Source organism: Enterobacter cloacae complex sp. 309I3 (assembly GCF_050031595.1).
Lineage (GTDB): Bacteria > Pseudomonadota > Gammaproteobacteria > Enterobacterales > Enterobacteriaceae > Enterobacter > Enterobacter cloacae.
In genome coordinates this window covers 2,399,082-2,415,448 of sequence record NZ_JBLGWI010000001.1, presented here as the reverse complement: position 1 = coordinate 2,415,448, position 16,367 = coordinate 2,399,082, and the positions used below count along the sequence as shown (strand labels likewise).

Below are 16,367 nucleotides of genomic sequence, written 5' to 3'. Positions count from 1 at the left end.
TTATTTTCATAAAGGAACGATAACCCTGCGTTATCTGTATGATTTGAAAGACCTCAACAAAAGTTCATGAAACGTTTTAGCAATTCGTGGCATCCGCAGATCCATTCAGTTGACTTATACTTGCCTGAGCAATAATATCTGCCGTGATTAAACTACTTGCCAGGGCAACCATTGTGAAAAGCACCAGTGATATCTTCAACGACGTTGTTCCGCTGGGTCGTCTTATTCATCTGGTTAATCAGAAAAAAGACCGCCTGCTGAATGACTATCTGTCGCCGCTGGATATCACCGCAACGCAGTTTAAAGTGCTGTGCTCCATTCGCTGCCAGGTGTGTATCACCCCGGTTGAGTTAAAAAAGGTGCTCTCTGTCGATCTGGGCGCGCTGACCCGCATGCTGGATCGTCTCGTCTGTAAAGGATGGATAGAACGAAGCCCTAACCCGAATGACAAGCGCGGCGTCCTGGTGACACTCACCAGCGACGGTGCGGATATGTGTGAACAATGTCATCAATTAGTAGGACAAACACTGCATCAGGAACTAACAAAAAACTTAACGGCAGAGGAAGTGGCAACGCTTGAGCTTTTGCTTAAGAAAATACTGCCGTAAACAGAAAAAGAGGTATGACGATGTCCAGACGCAATACTGACGCTATCACTATTCATAGCATTTTGGACTGGATCGAAGATAACCTGGAATCGCCGCTCTCCCTTGAAAAAGTGTCAGAGCGTTCAGGTTACTCCAAATGGCACCTGCAACGGATGTTTAAAAAAGAGACCGGTCATTCATTAGGTCAATATATTCGCAGCCGCAAGCTGACGGAAATTGCCCAAAAACTGAAAGAAAGCAATGAACCGATCCTTTATCTGGCGGAGCGATACGGGTTTGAATCGCAACAGACCCTGACGCGTACGTTTAAGAACTACTTCGACGTGCCGCCTCATAAGTATCGTATCACCAGCGTGCCGGGTGAATCCCGATACCTTTATCCGCTAAAACATTGTAGTTAATCATCGCCTGTAAAGACGTAACCGAGGAAATCATGAACGTTACCGCCTCCGCCGCCCTCGCCTTGCTGGTGCTCTTTTCCAGCCAGACCTTCGCGGAGCAACCCCCTCGTGCAACGCAGCAAAATAATCATGACACGATGATTTTGCCGTCAGCACATAGCCAGTCCCCTTATGATTTCAACCACATGGGGTCTGGTAGCGACAAATCCGACGAATTAGGCGTGCCTTATTATAATCAGCACGGCTTCTGATTCGTTTTGCCCCGCCGATGCGGGGCTTTTTTCTGCCCTAATTCCGCACTCGCGCCGCCCGACGCACGCGTAAGCCAAACACGTTGATATACAGCCCGGCCATGATCAGCACCGCGCCGAGCAGCTGTAATGCACTCAGCTTTTCGTCCAGCAAAATCGCAGCGCTCGCCAGCCCGACAACCGGCACCAGCAGTGATAACGGCGCCACGCGCCAGGTTTCGTAGCGCCCCAGCAGAGAACCCCAGATCCCGTACCCGATAATGGTGGCGACAAACGCCAGGTAGACCAGCGACAGAATAGTGGTGAGATCGATTTCAACCAGACTCGTCAGCATCACCGCCGGGCCATCAAAAATCAGCGAGGCCACCATAAACGGCACAATCGGGATCAGCGCGCTCCAGACCACCAGCGACATGACCTGCGGGCGTGTTTCATGCTGCATGATCAGCTTGTTGAAAATATTGCCGCAGGCCCAGCTCAGCCCCGCTGCCAGCGTCAGCATAAAGCCCAGCAACGCCACGTGCTGGCCGTTCAGGCTGGCCTCAATCAGCACCAGCACGCCAAACACGGCCAGAGTGATCCCCGCCAGCTGTTTGCCCTGTAAACGCTCGCCAAAAACAAACGCACCGAGAATGATGGTGAAGAACGCCTGCGCCTGCAGCACCAGCGAGGCAAGACCGGCAGGCATACCGAACTTAATGGCGCAGAACAGAAATGCAAACTGGCCAAAGCTGATGGTCAGGCCATAACCCAGCAGGAGCGTTAGCGGGATTTTCGGGCGGGCAACAAAAAACAGTGCCGGGAAGGCGACCAGCATAAAGCGCAAACCGGCCAACATCAGCGGGGGCATGTTATGCAACCCCACTTTGATGACCACAAAATTAAGTCCCCATACGATGACCACCAGCAGTGCCAGCAATCCGTCTTTACGCGTCATACCCTGCCCCTGATTTATTAATAATTTGTTAACACTTCAAGGTAACAGAAAAAAGTGCGTCGCGAGAAGATCATTAATTCTGGCAGGCAGTTGAAGCACTTACGGATAAATTGGGCGCTATACAAGCCTCTTATGTCGTGATACTCCTTTTAGGACACACTATAAAAAGCATAAGCATTTGTCGGGCAGGAATATGAAACCATCTCTCAGGCGCTCAACCGCAGCGCTGCTGGCATCGTCATTGTTATTAACCATCGGTCGTGGCGCCACGCTGCCGTTTATGACTATTTATCTCACGCGCGTGTTTAACATGAGCGTCGAGAATATTGGTTATGCCCTGACCATCGCCTTGACCATCGGCGTGGTATTCAGCCTGGGGTTTGGCATTCTGGCCGATAAGTTCGATAAAAAGCGCTACATGTTGATCGCGATTGTGGCGTTTATCGCCGGTTTTGTGGCGATCCCGCTGGTCAATAACGTCACCCTGGTGGTGCTGTTCTTTTCGTTAATCAACTGTGCCTATTCTGTGTTCTCGACGGTGCTGAAAGCCTGGTTCTCCGACGTGCTGACCTCCAGTGAAAAAGCCCGCGTTTTTTCGCTGAACTACAGTTTTTTGAACATCGGCTGGACGATCGGGCCGCCTCTTGGCACGTTTCTGGTGATGTACAGCCTGCAGCTGCCGTTCTGGCTGGCCGCGTTCTGTGCCGCTCTGCCGCTGGGGTTTATCCACTTCTTTGTGCAAAAAAGCATTGCGTTAGATACCGCGGAGCAGAAGACAACGTGGCAACCGTCGGTTTTGCTGAAAGACCGCGCGCTGTTCTGGTATACGCTCTCTGGCCTGCTCGCGTCATACGTCGGCGGGTCGTTCGCGAGCTGTATTTCGCAGTATGTTCTGGCCGCACATGCAGACAGTGATTTCGCCGAAAAGGTGGTCGCCGTGGTTCTGCCCGTCAATGCCGCCGTGGTGGTGACGCTGCAGTACGCACTCGGACGCAAAATCTCTGCCAGCAATATTCGCCCGTTGATGACGGCCGCCACCCTGTTTTTTATCGTGGGGTTGGGTGGCTTTATGATCTCCGGAGAAAACCTGATTTACTGGGGCATCGCCGCCGCCATCTTTACGCTGGGTGAGATTATTTATGCGCCGGGTGAATATATGTTGATCGACAACATCGCCCCGCCAGGTATGAAAGCAAGCTACTTCTCCGCTCAGGCGCTGGGCTGGCTCGGCGCGGCGGCCAACCCGATGATCACCGGCATCATCCTGACCCATTTGCCGCACTGGTCGCTGTTTATGATTATGATGGCGGCTATCGTCATTGCCTGGCTGATGATCCTGCGTGGAATGAGCGTGAAGCGTGAAGATTGCGTGTCGGGTAGCGCTGCGCTTACCCGACCTACAAAACCCTGATCGCAGGCCGGGTAAGGCGTAGCCGCCACCCGGCAACAGCAACAGCCTAGTGGTGCAGCATCTCCTCCACCACCTGCTCTTTGTACATCTCGTTTGGATAATAGGTCGGCCAGTTATCCATCTCTTTCAGCAGTGCCTCGTGGGAGGTATTGCCCATAAAGATGTGGAAGTGGGATGAGGCTTTTGGCGCAATGGTGTGGTCGCTGAACTGAACAAACTTCGGCGCCTTGCTGCCCGCGTCCTTACACTCAAACAGATAGCGAACACCTTTTTTGCCTGACGCGTAAGTCAGAATTTTGTAGCCGCTGTAATCATACTGACAGCGGCTGACCTCTTTACCTTTATGGAATTCCATGACGTTATTTTCGATGCCGATAGCCTCCACATCGGTGGCGTACCCCGTGCGGTAATAGGCTTTGATCTCGTCGAACGTTTTATTGTCCTTCTGTGCCTTCTTTCTGAAAACCGGATCCAGCGAGCCATCCAGCAGGAAGGGATAAACGGACTGCCAGGTGCCGTCCCAGTCGGACAGTTTCCGGTCCTTAACGTCTTTGTCCGCAAACACGCCGTTTGCCGCCTTTTGCTCCGCTTCGGTCATCTGGTGACCGTGTGAGTGGGCAAACAGCTGGCCGCTGACCAGCAGCGCCCCCAGAGTCATCGCAAATTTTCCAATATGTGCAGCCACAACAGTATCCTCACTCCGTTTTTATAGGAATGGGGATGTTATATTATAACATTTCAGATCGCAACCTGTCCGCGAACGCCCTCCTGCTCCATGTTTTCTCCCCGTCCTCGCTGGATAATGGTGCCGCGAGACATGAGCAGATAGCTGTCTGCCAGCGCTGCCGCAAAGTCATAAAACTGCTCCACAAGCAGGATCGCCATGTCCCCCCGGTCTGCAAGCTGGCGGATCACGTGGCCAATCTCTTTGATTACCGAGGGCTGAATGCCTTCGGTAGGTTCATCAAGGATCAGCAGCTGCGGACGGCTCGCCAGGGCGCGACCTATCGCCAGCTGCTGCTGTTGTCCGCCAGAGAGATCGCCTCCGCGTCGATGCTTCATCTCTTTTAATACCGGGAAAAGCTGCCAGATTTCCTCCGGGACATGTTTTGCTTCGCGGGCTGGGAAGCGCGAGAGCCCCATGAGCAGATTCTCTTCCACGGTTAAGCGCGGGAAAATCTCACGTCCCTGCGGTACATACGCCACGCCAGACTGCACCCGCTGGTGCGGCTTGCTGTGGGTGATCTTTTTCCCCTGCCAGATAACCTCACCCGTTTTCGCCGGGATCAGCCCCATCAGACACTTCAGCAGCGTGGTTTTACCCACGCCATTGCGCCCCAGCAGGCAGGTCACTTCGCCGGTGATAGCCTCAAAGCTCACGCCGCGCAGAATATGGCTTCCACCGTAGTATTGATTCAGTTCGTTAACCTGTAACATCAAGGCTCCTTAGCGTCCAAGATAGACTTCAATCACCTGCTCGTTGGCCTGCACCTCGCGAAGCGAGCCTTCTGCCAGCACCTGTCCCTGATGCAGTACGGTCACGCGATCGGCAATGGTTTCAACAAACCCCATGTCATGTTCAACCACCATCAATGAGTGTTTGCCTGCCAGGGTCCGGAAAAGCTCGGCGGTGTACTCGGTCTCCGCGTCCGTCATCCCGGCGGCGGGTTCGTCCAGCAACAGCAGATGCGGATCCTGGACCAGCAGCATTCCGATCTCGAGGAACTGTTTTTGTCCGTGCGAAAGCAGTCCGGCTCGGCGGTCGCGTTCACCGACGAGCCGCAGCAGGACCAGCATCTCATCAATACGATCGCACTGTTCGCCGTTGAGTTTGGCCCGCAGGCTTGCCCAGACGGACTTGTCGGTTTTCATGGCGATCTCAAGGTTTTCCCATACCGTCAGCGCCTCAAATACCGTCGGTTTCTGAAACTTGCGGCCAATCCCCTGGCGCGCAATGGCGGCTGGCTCAAGCTGGGTCAGATCTACCGACTGGTCATAAACGGCTTTACCGCTTTTCGGCCGCGTTTTGCCGGTGATCACGTCCATCAGTGTGGTTTTTCCCGCGCCGTTTGGCCCAATCACGCAGCGCAACTCCCCCACGCCGATGTTCAGCGTGAGATCCGTCAGCGCCTGAAACCCATCGAAGTTGACGTTGATCTTATCCAGCTGCAGCACCGGGTCCGTCTGCTCGCGATAGCGATCCCCGGGCAGCTGGCGAGTGAATAATCCTTCTGCTGGCTGCATTATTTCTCTCCCTTACGAAACAGGCCGTAGACGCCGCGCGGTAAAAACAGCGTTACCGCGATAAAAATCAGCCCGAGAAACAGCTGCCAGTATTCCGGCATTGCGACGGTGAAGAAACTCTTCGCGCCGTTCACCAGCGCCGCGCCAATGACCGGGCCAACCAGCGTGCCGCGGCCGCCCAGCGCCACCCAGATGGCGGCCTCAATGGAGTTGGTCGGCGACATTTCACCGGGGTTAATAATCCCGACCTGCGGCACATAGAGCGCTCCCGCCAGGCCACACAGCATGGCGGAAAGCGTCCATACCAGCAGCTTAAATCCCTTCGGATCGTAGCCGCAAAACGTCAGGCGATTTTCAGCGTCGCGCACGGCGGTGAGAATACGGCCAAACTTGCTTCTGGCGAGGGCAAAGCCGATGCCAAGCGTGAGGAGCAGCAACATGACGGTCGCCAGAAACAGCGCGATACGGGTCGTGGTCGCGGTGATGGAGAACCCCAGCAACGTGGTAAAACCGGTAAAACCGTTATTGCCACCAAACCCGGTTTCGTTGCGAAAGAACAGCAACATTCCCGCGTAGGTCAGCGCCTGCGTCATGATCGAGAAATAAACGCCTTTGATTTTTGAGCGAAAGGCAAACCAGCCAAACACCAGCGCCAGCAGCCCCGGCACCATCACAATCAGTACCAGCGTCCAGGCAAAGTGCTGGGTTCCCCACCAGAACCACGGCAGTTCACTCCAGGAGAGAAACGACATAAATGCGGGCAGCCCATCGCCCGCGGCCTCGCGCATCAGGTACATCCCCATGGCGTATCCGCCCAGGGCGAAGAAGATCCCGTGGCCCAGCGAGAGCATACCGGCATATCCCCATACCAGATCGAGCGCCACCGCAACGATGGCGTAGCACAGGATTTTGCCGAGCAGCGTCAGCATCCAGGTCGACAGCGCCAGCGGATGGGTGGCGGGCAACATTGCAAAGAATGGCAATATCAGCAAACATGCCACCAGCAGGCTGCCTGCTATCTGCGTTGTGCGTGGCGCTTTTCGCGCCAGTTTTAAGGTAAGTGGCTGGCTCATCAGTCAGTGACCCTCCCTTTCAGCGCAAACAATCCCTGCGGACGTTTCTGAATAAACAGAATGATGGCCACCAGAATGACGATTTTGCCCAGCACGGCCCCCATCTGCGGCTCAAGAATTTTGTTGAAGATCCCAAGGCCAAACGCTGCCGCCACGCTCCCTGCCAGCTGTCCGACACCGCCAAGAACTACCACCAGGAAGGAGTCGATAATGTAACCCTGGCCCAGTTCCGGCCCGACGTTGCCCAACTGGGAGAGCGCCACGCCGCCTAAACCGGCGATGCCGGAGCCCAGACCAAACGCCAGCATATCGACACGTCCGGTCGGCACCCCGCAGCAGGCCGCCATGCTGCGGTTTTGCGTTACCGCACGCACGTTCAGGCCGAGACGGGTTTTATTCAGGACCAGCCAGGTGAAGAACAGAACCATCAGCACAAAGCCCAGTACCACAATGCGGTTCCACGGTAGCGTCAGGTTGGCAAACACCTGCACCCCGCCTGACAGCCAGGCCGGGTTTGCCACCTCCAGGTTTTGTGCGCCAAACGTCATGCGTACCAGCTGAATCAGCATCAGGCTGATACCCCAGGTGGCGAGTAATGTCTCCAGCGGACGACCGTAGAGATGGCGGATCACCGTGCGTTCAAGGATCATCCCGATGCCTGCGGTCAGGCAGAAGGCGACAGGCAGCGCGACGACCGGATACAGCGCCAGCCACTGAGGCGTGACACTGGCCATGATCTGCTGAACCATCCACGTGGCGTACGCCCCAAGCATCAGCATCTCGCCGTGCGCCATGTTGATGACACCCAGCAGCCCATAGGTGATCGCCAGCCCCAGCGCCGCCAGCAGCAGGACCGAGCCCAGCGACAGCCCCATAAACGCCTGCCCGAGGAGATCGCCCCACATCAGACGGTGCTGAATTTGGCTCAGGCTCTCCCCGGCGGCGGCACGCACGCGGGCATCCGGTTCGGTTTGCGTCTGGGTATATGGCATGAGTCGGGATGGCACGTCCGGGTCGTCAGATTGCCCGAGTCGTTCAATAGCCTGAAGACGCACGTCAGCCTGTGGGCTGGCGAGCTGGAGATTAGCCAGCGCCAGCAGCAGCGACTGGCGCGCCACATCGTCCGTTTCACTGCTTACCCGCGTTTGCAGGAGGCCGATCATTTCCGGCTGCGCATCCCGCTGTAACTGGCTCGCGGCGGCACGCCGCTGCGTGACGTTGTCACTGATAAGCTGATGCGTAGCGTTGGCCGTGGCGGCCAGCACCCGCAGACGGTTGGTCAGGCGTACGGCTTTGGTTTGCCCTTCTGCAGCAGGGGAATCTCCCAGCGCCACCATCTCGCCATTGCGTCGCGCAAAGGCATGTTTCTGGCTGTCGGCAAACAGATTTTCGTTTTGCAGCGCCTGCAGTAACGGCAGTCTTGCGGCATCCGGCGCGAGAGCCCAGCGGGTCAGCATATCCGCCTGCTGGCTGCGGCTGGCGGCAACAAATTGATCGGCATCCGATGCCTGCGCCATCCCTGGCAGCAGTCCGGTAAGCCATACAATAGCGATCATCATGCGCATGGCGTTCATGACTTTTCTCCCTGCAGTAATGGCTTAGTTGCTGGCGGTCTTCATCGGCTGATCGGGCTTTTTATCATTCCCGGCGATGAACGGGCTCCACGGCTGGGCGCGTACCGGCTCTTCCGTCTGCCAGACCACGTTAAACTGGCCGTTACCTTCGATTTCACCGATCATGACCGGCTTATGCAGGTGATGGTTGGTGGCATCCATGGTGAGCGTAAAGCCGGAGGGTGCCTTAAAGGACTGTCCGGCCATAGCCGCGCGCACTTTATCCACGTCGGTGGTGCCTGCTTTCTCTACCGCCTGCGCCCACATGTGGATCCCGACATAGGTGGCTTCCATCGGGTCGTTGGTGACCACGGTATCGGCGTTCGGCAGCTTATGGGCTTTGGCATAGGCTTTATAGTCCGCCACGAAGGCCTGGTTGGTCGGGTTATCAACGGACTCGAAGTAGTTCCACGCGGCCAGGTTGCCGACCAGCGGTTTGGTGTCAATCCCGCGCAGCTCCTCTTCGCCAACGGAAAACGCCACTACCGGGACATCGGTTGCTTTCAGCCCCTGGTTAGCCAGTTCTTTGTAGAACGGGACGTTGGAGTCCCCGTTGATGGTGGAGACCACCGCGGTTTTACCGCCTGCGGAGAATTTCTTGATGTTGGCAACGATGGTCTGGTAGTCACTGTGTCCGAACGGGGTGTAGACCTCTTCGATATCTTTGTCTTCCACGCCTTTGGAGTGCAGGAAGGCGCGCAGGATCTTGTTGGTGGTTCGCGGGTAGACATAATCCGTGCCCAACAGGAAGAAGCGTTTAGCGCTACCGCCGTCTTCGCTCATCAGGTACTCCACCGCCGGAATGGCCTGCTGGTTTGGCGCCGCACCGGTATAGAAGACGTTCGGCGACATCTCTTCGCCTTCGTATTGCACCGGATAGAACAGCAGACCGTTCAGCTCCTCAAATACCGGCAGTACGGATTTACGAGACACCGAGGTCCAGCAGCCAAACACCACGGCCACTTTATCCTGGCTCAGCAGCTGACGCGCTTTTTCGGCAAACAGCGGCCAGTTAGAGGCCGGGTCAACCACCACTGGCTCCAGTTTTTTACCCAGCACCCCGCCTTTGGCGTTGATCTCGTCAATCGTCATCAGGGCGACATCTTTCAGCGGCGTTTCTGAGATCGCCATCGTGCCGGAGAGCGAATGCATAATCCCCACTTTGATGGTATCGGCCGCCTGTGCGCCAAAACTCATCCCCATAGCAACGACTGACGCAGACAACGCGAAGGCTTTTAATAATGTACGACGGTGCATATTTTCACTCCTGAAAAAGAACGCTGTGCGAAGACGTCCGTTACGGCATGGACGCGGAAAAATGTCTCAGCGAAACAGGAGCAAAAAGGATGCCAGGATGAATAACGTGCTATTGCAGGATGTGTAACGCGGGATGTAAAGAGAACGACTCAGAATGGTACAGCGCTGCACTTTTATAATGCAGCGCTGTGACGACGGGATTACCAGACTTCGCTGGCGATCTGTGTGACCAGACGCACTTTGTCCCACTGCTGGGCTTCACTCAGGGTGTTGCCCTCTTCGGTGGAGGCAAAACCGCACTGCGGGCTGAGGCAGATCTGCTCTTTTGCCACGTATCTGGCCGCCTCCTCCAGGCGCGCCTTCACCCCTTCAGGGTTTTCCAGCTCGCCATTTTTGGTGGTGATCAGCCCAAGTACCACCTGCTGCTTGCCCGGGCGGACAAAGCGCAGCGGTGCGAAATCACCGCTACGGTCATTGTCGTACTCCAGGAAGAAGGCATCGACGTTCACCGTGCCGAACAGCACCTGGGCCACCGGCTCATAGCCGCCTTCGGAAATCCAGGTGGAGCGGAAGTTACCGCGACAGACATGCAGACCGATGGTCAAATCGTCTGGTTTTCCTTCCAGCGCCTTGTTCAGCACGCGGGCATAGGTACGCGCCAGCTCATCGGCATCTTCCCCGCGCTCGCGGATCTGACGACGCTGGTCATCCGAACAGAGGTAGGCCCAGACGGTATCATCCAGTTGCAGATAGCGACAGCCTGCATCATAAAATGCCCGGATGGCGTCGCGCCAGGTGGTGGCCAGATCGTCAAAATAGTCATTCAGATCAGGATAGACCGTCGCATCGATGTCTTTGCGACCGCCACGGAAGTGCAGCACGCTCGGGCTGGGAATGGTCATTTTTGGCTGCGCGTTGCCGCTGATGCTTTTCAGATAGCGGAAGTCTTCCAGCATCGGATGATCGCCAAAACCCAGCTTGCCGGTGACGCGCACGCCGTGCGCTTTGGTCTGCACGCCGTTGAACTGAATGCCCTGCTGTGAATCGTAACGCTCAACCCCCTGCAGACCATCGAAGAAATCGAAGTGCCACCAGGCGCGACGGAACTCACCGTCGGTGACCACGTGCAGGCCGCAGGCGCACTGCTGTTCGACCACCTGGCGGATCGCGTCATCTTCCACCGCGCGAAGCTGCCCGGCATCAATCTCACCGCGGGCAAACTGCTGGCGAGCCTGTTTGATGGCATCCGGGCGTAAAAAACTGCCGACTACATCGGCGCGGTATGGGGCGTGCTGTCGCTGCATGGAAATCTCCTCTGTCTGCCGGCGATAATTGCCAGCAGTGATAATTCATCTCTTGAAGCTTTAGACTTCTGGATGTCTAAATGTCCAAAAAAGATGACATACCTGCTGTATCCCGGCAAACGAGAAAATTTCACGACAGTTGAAATTTATTCATGTTCACAACGCGGCAGCGGTTTCGCTACTGGCAAACGCGTACTGTTCGTCCTCCCAGCCGGTGATGCCGCCAATCATGATTTTCACCGGCAGTCCGAGACGCGCCAGCTTCAGTGCGGCTCTGTCCGCGCCGTTACAGTGCGGCCCGGCGCAGTACACCACAAACAGCGTATCGGCCGGCCACTGCGCCATGCGCGCCTCAGTGATCTGGCTCCAGGGCATATGTATCGCGCCGGGCACATGACGACGGGCAAACTGCTCAGGTTTCCCGACAACATGCAGCAACACAAAGTCCTGCTCGTTATTCGTCAGCGCATGGTGCACATCGGCACAGTCTGTTTCGACGCTCAGGCGACGCAGAAAATGGGTAACGGCTTCCTGCGGCTCGGCAGCCGGAAATTCAGTAACATAACTCATGATCCTTCCTCATCTTTGGCGTTTGTGTTAACACTACTCTATCCAGAAATTGATCACGTGAATGCGTCTGCTTATGCCAGAAAACAGCAAAAAGATGACAAACTTAAGACAGGTTTCCCGCCCGCTGGTGGTGGTACTGGCCTATGACGGTTTGTGTACCTTTGAATTTGGCGTGGCGGTGGAAATCTTCGGTTTGCCACGTCCCGAGCTGGGCGACGAATGGTATCGTTTTGCGGTGGCGGGCATTGATGACGGTGAGCTTCGGGCAACCGGTGGGATCCGCATCCTGACCGACGGGGGGCTTGATCTGCTGGAATCGGCAGACCTGATCGTTGTGCCGGGCTGGCGAGGGATGGATGCGCCTGTTCCCGCGGCGCTCTCCGAGGCCTTACGCCGGGCCAATGCGCGCGGTTGCCAGCTGCTTTCTATCTGTTCCGGGGTGTTTGTTCTGGCCGCGTCGGGTCTGCTGAACGGGCGTAAAGCCACCACCCACTGGCGCTATATTGAGGCGCTGAAAGCCCGTTATCCGGCGATCGGCGTGGTCGAGGATGTGTTGTATCAGGATGAAGGCGATATTCTGACCTCTGCGGGAAGCGCGGCAGGCATCGATCTCTGTTTGCACGTGGTGCGGCGGGATTACGGTATGGAAACCGCCAACAGCGTCGCGCGCCGTCTGGTGATCCCTCCCCACCGGGATGGCTCCCAGCCGCAGCAGTTGAGTCGCCCGGTGGCACAGTTGCGGGAGAGCCAGCGTCTGGGACAGTTGTTCGACTTCCTGCACAATCACCTGAGCGTTTCTCACAGCGTGGATTCGCTGGCGCGTCGCGTCGGCATGAGCCAGCGCACCTTTCTGCGCCGCTTTCAGGCTGCCACAGGCACCACGCCTGCGCGCTGGCTGCTTAATGAACGACTCCTGCGGGCAAAAGATTATCTTGAGAGCAGCCGTCTCAGCATCGACAGCATTGCTGAACAAACCGGATTTGGACAGGCAGCGACCCTGCGTCACCATTTCCGCCAGCAGTTCGCGCTTTCCCCTGCCCAGTACCGTAAACAGTTTGCCCGCCCGCCCCGCTGATGGCCGGTTCGCAGGCAAAAAAAAACCGCCATAATCTGGCGGTAAATGCTTGCATGGATAGATTTGTATTTTCATGTCTACGTCCCGACACTCCATGCCGGGCAGCGGATCAATAACAACCTAACATGCCTGAACTCAACAAAAGCTAAACAGAGCCATTAACCTGCTTTGGTATTAATTTGCAGGTAGCGCATCAGGCCCTGTTCCGCGCTCTGTTTTGCATCATCGTTAATCGCTTCCAGATAGAATGGACGCGAGACGCCATACGGTGCTTTATCTGCTGAGAAAACAGCAAACTGAAATGTTTTACTTTTCGACGGATTGGTACACCCTAATTCCCAACGCTCGGCATCAATTTGCTTGCTATTACACGCCACACGTCCGTAGTCGCTGGTTAAATAAGAACCGACCCGAGCTTCCGCTGACTGAATATAATCCGGTTCGCCACTCCAGTTAACGTTCATACCTACAACAGCCCCAACGGCAACCACCAGAAGCGCTATTGACATGACTTTTTTCATTGAATCAGATCCATTCCTTTGTCAGAGAAATCTTATTATATAAGATTAATCCTTAAACCTCTGCCATATTTTGATACCAAATTTTAGGGTATGACAAAGATAATTCTTTTTTAGGAAAAATCTCACTACGCGCAAAATATATCCTGTTCGCGCAACATGACATATTCTTTTCGCTAATTTGAAAATGCCAATAATAACCCTACGAAACTACGTTCATGCTAGCGTGGCATTTTTATTGAAGGGGAAGTCCATGTTCAAAAAGGGGTTAACGCTTATGATGCTGGTCTGCGCCCTGTTTTCCGGCCAGCTGATGGCGGGACACAAAGGCCATGAATATTTGTGGGTTAAGAATGTTGATCATCAACTTCGGCACGAGGCAGACAGTGATGAATTACGCAGCGCAGCGGAGGAATCAGCAGAGGGTTTGCGCGAACATCACCTGTGGCAAAAATCGCGCAAACCGGGTACTCACTTTCGTTAATTAATTACCCTTACGTTTCGGCAGGGTTTTCATCAGTTCGTCGGGGCTCACGGAGGCAACAATACTGCCCGGTGGCGGCATTTTGAAAATATGGTTTTTCATTTTGCCAATAACGTGCATTTCACACGGACGACAATCAAATTTGAGGGTCAGCACCTCGTCGCCATTCACCAGCTGCATTGGCGTAGCTTTCCAGCTCTTAATATTGCCTTTCGCCTGTTTCGGGCAAAGATTAAAGGCAAAACGCAGACAATGTTTGGTGATCATCACCGGCACATCACCCTTCTCTTCGTGCGCCTCATAGGCAGCATCAATTAACTGCACGCCGTGGCGATGATAAAACTCGCGCGCTTTATGGTTATACACGTTCGCCAGGAACGATAAATGCGACTCGGGGTAAACGGGCGCTGGCACGGTTTCCGCCTTACGGCTGCCGCGCGGATAATTCGCCAGTCGCGCGTCATCCAGCATCTCTGCCGTTTCCCGGCGGAACTGGTTCAGCAGACTATTTGGCACGAACAGCGCATCCGGCAGATTTACCGCAATGTTGCGCGCATAGTAAATGGTCTGTCCCAGCTTCGCCACGCCATCCTTCAGACTGTTGAGGGCTTTTTCTGCATTGTTCGCCACCTCAAACAGACCGTCGAGAGTATGCGTGACGCTGATGCCGTCTTCACAGGTCATGGTCAGGATCAGCTGCTCTTCCCAGCCACCTAACTCGATATCCACCGCAATGCGACGCTCGCTGGAGGTTTTCAGCAGCGCCTGCTGCCAGTTGTGGTCAAGGTTACGGTTCAGCGCGGCGTTAGGACGTGCTTTATAGAGATCGGCAGGCATCTCGTTTGGCCAGACGCGATAGCGGTTTTCACCAGTCTTTTCCACCGTATTAGCACGGAAGCCCACGACTTCACGTTTGATCATCACGTTCAGACCATCCCCGTTCGCCAGCGGTTCGGTCGCCGACACGTCGAGATAATCTTTGGCGACCTTCAGCACTTCACCCACCGGTAAACCGATAAACTTCGGTGAATCAAACGCGCCAATATCGCCTTTACGGGCATTGACGAAGTAGTCCGTGCTGCCGCGGTGGAAGGTTTTATCCGTCGACGGAATAAAGAAATGCTCGGTGCGACCGGCAGACGCGCGCGCCAGGTCACCGCGATCTTCAATAATGGCGTCCAGCATCTGACGATAATGGGCGGTAATGTTCTTCACGTAGCTCATGTCTTTGTAGCGCCCTTCAATCTTGAAGGAACGCACACCGGCATCAATCAGCGCGCCCAGGTTGGCGGTTTGATCGTTGTCCTTCATGGACAGCAGGTGTTTTTCGAACGCGACCACGCGGCCCTGATCGTCTTTCAGGGTATACGGCAGACGGCAGGCCTGAGAGCAGTCACCGCGGTTGGCGCTGCGGCCAGTCTGCGCGTGGGAGATATTGCACTGCCCGGAATACGCCACGCACAGCGCACCGTGGATAAAGAACTCAATGGTGGCATCCGTCGCCTGGTGAATATCGCGGATTTGATTCAGGTTCAGTTCGCGCGCCAGCACGATCTGGGAAAAGCCCGCATCGGAGAGAAACTTCGCCTTCTCGACGGTGCGAATATCGCACTGGGTACTGGCGTGCAGTTCAATTGGCGGAATATCCAGCTCCAGTACGCCCATGTCCTGAACAATCAGGGCATCCACGCCGGTCTGGTAGAGATCGGTGATCAGACGTTGCGCAGGCTCCAGTTCATCATCATGCAGAATGGTGTTCAGGGTCACGAACACTTTCGCCCCAAAACGGTGGGCGAACGGCACCAGCTCGGCAATATCGCTCAGGCTGTTGCTGGCGTTATGGCGGGCACCGAAGCCAGGACCGCCAATGTAGACGGCATCAGCCCCATGAAGGATCGCTTCACGGGCGATGGCGGCATCGCGGGCCGGGCTTAAAAGTTCAAGATGATGGGATTGCAGGCGCATACTTCGTCGTTATCCGTTATGGTCAAAATGGCGGCTATTGTAGTCAGAAGTATGCATCAGCGAAACAGTTTTGCGAGCCTTTAGCGGGGATAATGAATCAGGGAGTGAAAATGCACCGGTCGGCTGCTGCTGTTGCGGTAGGCATGCGGTTTATCCCCGGCAAAACGCACGCCCTGGTCGGGGTAAAGGGTTCGCCATTCGCCGTCAATTTTCATCTCCAGTTCACCGCTTATCACCACCACGTGTTCAATCACCCCCGCCTCGTGCGGCGTGGATTCACTCAGGGCGCCGGGCGCCAGGGTGATGGAGAAATGATCGAACTTCAGCGTCTCATCCCACGGGAACAGCGGCTTCACCACCATCGCCTGCTGCTGCGGGTCGAACACCGCCTGCCGGTCTGCCTCCGGCGTGATAAACGCCGAGAACGGGATGTTTAGCCCCGTGGCAATTTTCCACAGCGTCGACACCGTTGGGCTGGATTCATTACGCTCGATCTGTCCCAGCATGGCTTTTGACACCCCCGTCTCTTCTGCCAGCTTTGACAGGCTCCAGCCGCGCGCCTGGCGCTGCGTCTTGAGTGTTGTAGCAAGATGTTGTGTGATTTCCATGTTTCCTCCCGAGGGGGTAAGCATACCACTTGTACGCTATAACGCACA

At 55.5% G+C, this 16,367-nt stretch carries 18 protein-coding genes; 6 read left to right on the top strand and 12 right to left on the bottom strand.

Annotated features, from left to right (window positions below; genetic code table 11):
- The first annotated feature begins 173 nt into the window (after positions 1–173).
- The 3 genes from marR to marB are packed head-to-tail and all read left to right on the top strand — an operon-like array spanning position 174 to position 1,260.
- Positions 174–608, top strand: a complete 435-nt coding sequence (marR, locus tag ACQG22_RS11430; RefSeq protein WP_013096627.1) for a multiple antibiotic resistance transcriptional regulator MarR — start codon at positions 174–176, stop codon at positions 606–608.
- Between the two features lie 20 nt (positions 609–628).
- A complete protein-coding gene (gene marA, locus ACQG22_RS11425; protein ID WP_008502237.1) occupies positions 629–1,009 on the top strand; it encodes an MDR efflux pump AcrAB transcriptional activator MarA in 381 nt (126 codons plus the stop codon).
- Between the two features lie 32 nt (positions 1,010–1,041).
- On the top strand, positions 1,042–1,260 hold the full coding sequence (gene marB / locus ACQG22_RS11420; protein WP_013096628.1) for a multiple antibiotic resistance protein MarB: 219 nt from the start codon (positions 1,042–1,044) through the stop codon (positions 1,258–1,260).
- 37 nt (positions 1,261–1,297) lie between these two features.
- Here the strand turns inward: marB and eamA are convergent, their stop codons facing one another.
- Entirely contained in the window at positions 1,298–2,197 is a 900-nt protein-coding gene (gene eamA / locus ACQG22_RS11415) for an O-acetylserine/cysteine exporter (RefSeq protein WP_013096629.1), read from the bottom strand.
- A 193-nt stretch (positions 2,198–2,390) separates the two neighbouring features.
- On the opposite strand from eamA, the gene ydeE reads away from it, so the two are divergent.
- A complete protein-coding gene (gene ydeE / locus ACQG22_RS11410; protein WP_038419405.1) occupies positions 2,391–3,608 on the top strand; it encodes an efflux MFS transporter YdeE in 1,218 nt (405 codons plus the stop codon).
- A gap of 46 nt (positions 3,609–3,654) precedes the next feature.
- On the opposite strand, the gene zinT is transcribed toward ydeE, so the two are convergent.
- From zinT to ACQG22_RS11370, 8 genes are all read right to left on the bottom strand, one after another.
- Complete coding sequence (zinT, locus tag ACQG22_RS11405; protein ID WP_013096631.1) at positions 3,655–4,293, bottom strand: metal-binding protein ZinT; 639 nt, start codon at positions 4,291–4,293, stop codon at positions 3,655–3,657.
- A gap of 53 nt (positions 4,294–4,346) precedes the next feature.
- On the bottom strand, positions 4,347–5,045 hold the full coding sequence (urtE, locus tag ACQG22_RS11400; RefSeq protein WP_248066609.1) for an urea ABC transporter ATP-binding subunit UrtE: 699 nt from the start codon (positions 5,043–5,045) through the stop codon (positions 4,347–4,349).
- Between the two features lie 9 nt (positions 5,046–5,054).
- Complete coding sequence (gene urtD, locus ACQG22_RS11395) at positions 5,055–5,852, bottom strand: urea ABC transporter ATP-binding protein UrtD (protein WP_038980653.1); 798 nt, start codon at positions 5,850–5,852, stop codon at positions 5,055–5,057.
- The gene (urtC, locus tag ACQG22_RS11390) at positions 5,852–6,925 is read right to left on the bottom strand and encodes an urea ABC transporter permease subunit UrtC (RefSeq protein ID WP_369706494.1); all 1,074 of its coding nucleotides are present in this window, start codon (positions 6,923–6,925) and stop codon (positions 5,852–5,854) included. The genes urtD and urtC overlap by 1 nt, the downstream gene beginning before the upstream one ends.
- On the bottom strand, positions 6,925–8,499 hold the full coding sequence (gene urtB / locus ACQG22_RS11385) for an urea ABC transporter permease subunit UrtB (protein WP_284957621.1): 1,575 nt from the start codon (positions 8,497–8,499) through the stop codon (positions 6,925–6,927). Before urtB ends, urtC begins: the two co-directional genes overlap by 1 nt.
- Before the next feature lie 24 nt (positions 8,500–8,523).
- Positions 8,524–9,795, bottom strand: a complete 1,272-nt coding sequence (urtA, locus tag ACQG22_RS11380) for an urea ABC transporter substrate-binding protein (RefSeq protein WP_013096636.1) — start codon at positions 9,793–9,795, stop codon at positions 8,524–8,526.
- Positions 9,796–9,995: 200 nt separating this feature from the next.
- Positions 9,996–11,099 carry a cobalamin-independent methionine synthase II family protein gene (locus ACQG22_RS11375; protein WP_013096637.1) on the bottom strand — a complete coding sequence of 368 codons (1,104 nt, stop codon included), beginning with the start codon at positions 11,097–11,099 and terminating at the stop codon, positions 9,996–9,998.
- A gap of 156 nt (positions 11,100–11,255) precedes the next feature.
- Complete coding sequence (locus ACQG22_RS11370) at positions 11,256–11,669, bottom strand: rhodanese-like domain-containing protein (RefSeq protein WP_013096638.1); 414 nt, start codon at positions 11,667–11,669, stop codon at positions 11,256–11,258.
- 73 nt (positions 11,670–11,742) lie between these two features.
- Here ACQG22_RS11370 and ftrA point away from each other — a divergent pair, with 73 nt between their 5' ends.
- The gene (ftrA, locus tag ACQG22_RS11365) at positions 11,743–12,744 is read left to right on the top strand and encodes a transcriptional regulator FtrA (protein ID WP_045903407.1); all 1,002 of its coding nucleotides are present in this window, start codon (positions 11,743–11,745) and stop codon (positions 12,742–12,744) included.
- A gap of 158 nt (positions 12,745–12,902) precedes the next feature.
- Here ftrA and ACQG22_RS11360 read toward each other — a convergent pair whose 3' ends face one another.
- Entirely contained in the window at positions 12,903–13,265 is a 363-nt protein-coding gene (locus ACQG22_RS11360; RefSeq protein ID WP_045294020.1) for a hypothetical protein, read from the bottom strand.
- A 250-nt stretch (positions 13,266–13,515) separates the two neighbouring features.
- Between ACQG22_RS11360 and ACQG22_RS11355 the strand changes: the two genes are divergently transcribed.
- Entirely contained in the window at positions 13,516–13,746 is a 231-nt protein-coding gene (locus ACQG22_RS11355; RefSeq protein WP_013096641.1) for a DUF2554 family protein, read from the top strand.
- Here the strand turns inward: ACQG22_RS11355 and ACQG22_RS11350 are convergent, their stop codons facing one another.
- A complete protein-coding gene (locus tag ACQG22_RS11350; protein WP_040020847.1) occupies positions 13,747–15,711 on the bottom strand; it encodes a peptidase U32 family protein in 1,965 nt (654 codons plus the stop codon).
- 80 nt (positions 15,712–15,791) lie between these two features.
- A complete protein-coding gene (locus ACQG22_RS11345; RefSeq protein WP_048972155.1) occupies positions 15,792–16,319 on the bottom strand; it encodes a helix-turn-helix domain-containing protein in 528 nt (175 codons plus the stop codon).
- Between the last annotated feature and the right edge of the window lie 48 nt (positions 16,320–16,367).

What these genes read in the sequence shown, in the direction of transcription:
- marA (WP_008502237.1), top strand. Translation starts at nt 629, where the DNA reads ATGTCCAGACGCAATACTGACGCTATCACTATTCATAGCATTTTGGAC.
- marB (WP_013096628.1), top strand. Translation starts at nt 1,042, where the DNA reads ATGAACGTTACCGCCTCCGCCGCCCTCGCCTTGCTGGTGCTCTTTTCC.
- eamA (WP_013096629.1), bottom strand. Translation starts at nt 2,197, where the DNA reads ATGACGCGTAAAGACGGATTGCTGGCACTGCTGGTGGTCATCGTATGG.
- ydeE (WP_038419405.1), top strand. Translation starts at nt 2,391, where the DNA reads ATGAAACCATCTCTCAGGCGCTCAACCGCAGCGCTGCTGGCATCGTCA.
- urtE (WP_248066609.1), bottom strand. Translation starts at nt 5,045, where the DNA reads ATGTTACAGGTTAACGAACTGAATCAATACTACGGTGGAAGCCATATT.
- urtD (WP_038980653.1), bottom strand. Translation starts at nt 5,852, where the DNA reads ATGCAGCCAGCAGAAGGATTATTCACTCGCCAGCTGCCCGGGGATCGC.
- urtC (WP_369706494.1), bottom strand. Translation starts at nt 6,925, where the DNA reads ATGAGCCAGCCACTTACCTTAAAACTGGCGCGAAAAGCGCCACGCACA.
- urtB (WP_284957621.1), bottom strand. Translation starts at nt 8,499, where the DNA reads ATGAACGCCATGCGCATGATGATCGCTATTGTATGGCTTACCGGACTG.
- urtA (WP_013096636.1), bottom strand. Translation starts at nt 9,795, where the DNA reads ATGCACCGTCGTACATTATTAAAAGCCTTCGCGTTGTCTGCGTCAGTC.
- ACQG22_RS11375 (WP_013096637.1), bottom strand. Translation starts at nt 11,099, where the DNA reads ATGCAGCGACAGCACGCCCCATACCGCGCCGATGTAGTCGGCAGTTTT.
- ACQG22_RS11370 (WP_013096638.1), bottom strand. Translation starts at nt 11,669, where the DNA reads ATGAGTTATGTTACTGAATTTCCGGCTGCCGAGCCGCAGGAAGCCGTT.
- ftrA (WP_045903407.1), top strand. Translation starts at nt 11,743, where the DNA reads ATGCCAGAAAACAGCAAAAAGATGACAAACTTAAGACAGGTTTCCCGC.
- ACQG22_RS11360 (WP_045294020.1), bottom strand. Translation starts at nt 13,265, where the DNA reads ATGAAAAAAGTCATGTCAATAGCGCTTCTGGTGGTTGCCGTTGGGGCT.
- ACQG22_RS11355 (WP_013096641.1), top strand. Translation starts at nt 13,516, where the DNA reads ATGTTCAAAAAGGGGTTAACGCTTATGATGCTGGTCTGCGCCCTGTTT.
- ACQG22_RS11350 (WP_040020847.1), bottom strand. Translation starts at nt 15,711, where the DNA reads ATGCGCCTGCAATCCCATCATCTTGAACTTTTAAGCCCGGCCCGCGAT.
- ACQG22_RS11345 (WP_048972155.1), bottom strand. Translation starts at nt 16,319, where the DNA reads ATGGAAATCACACAACATCTTGCTACAACACTCAAGACGCAGCGCCAG.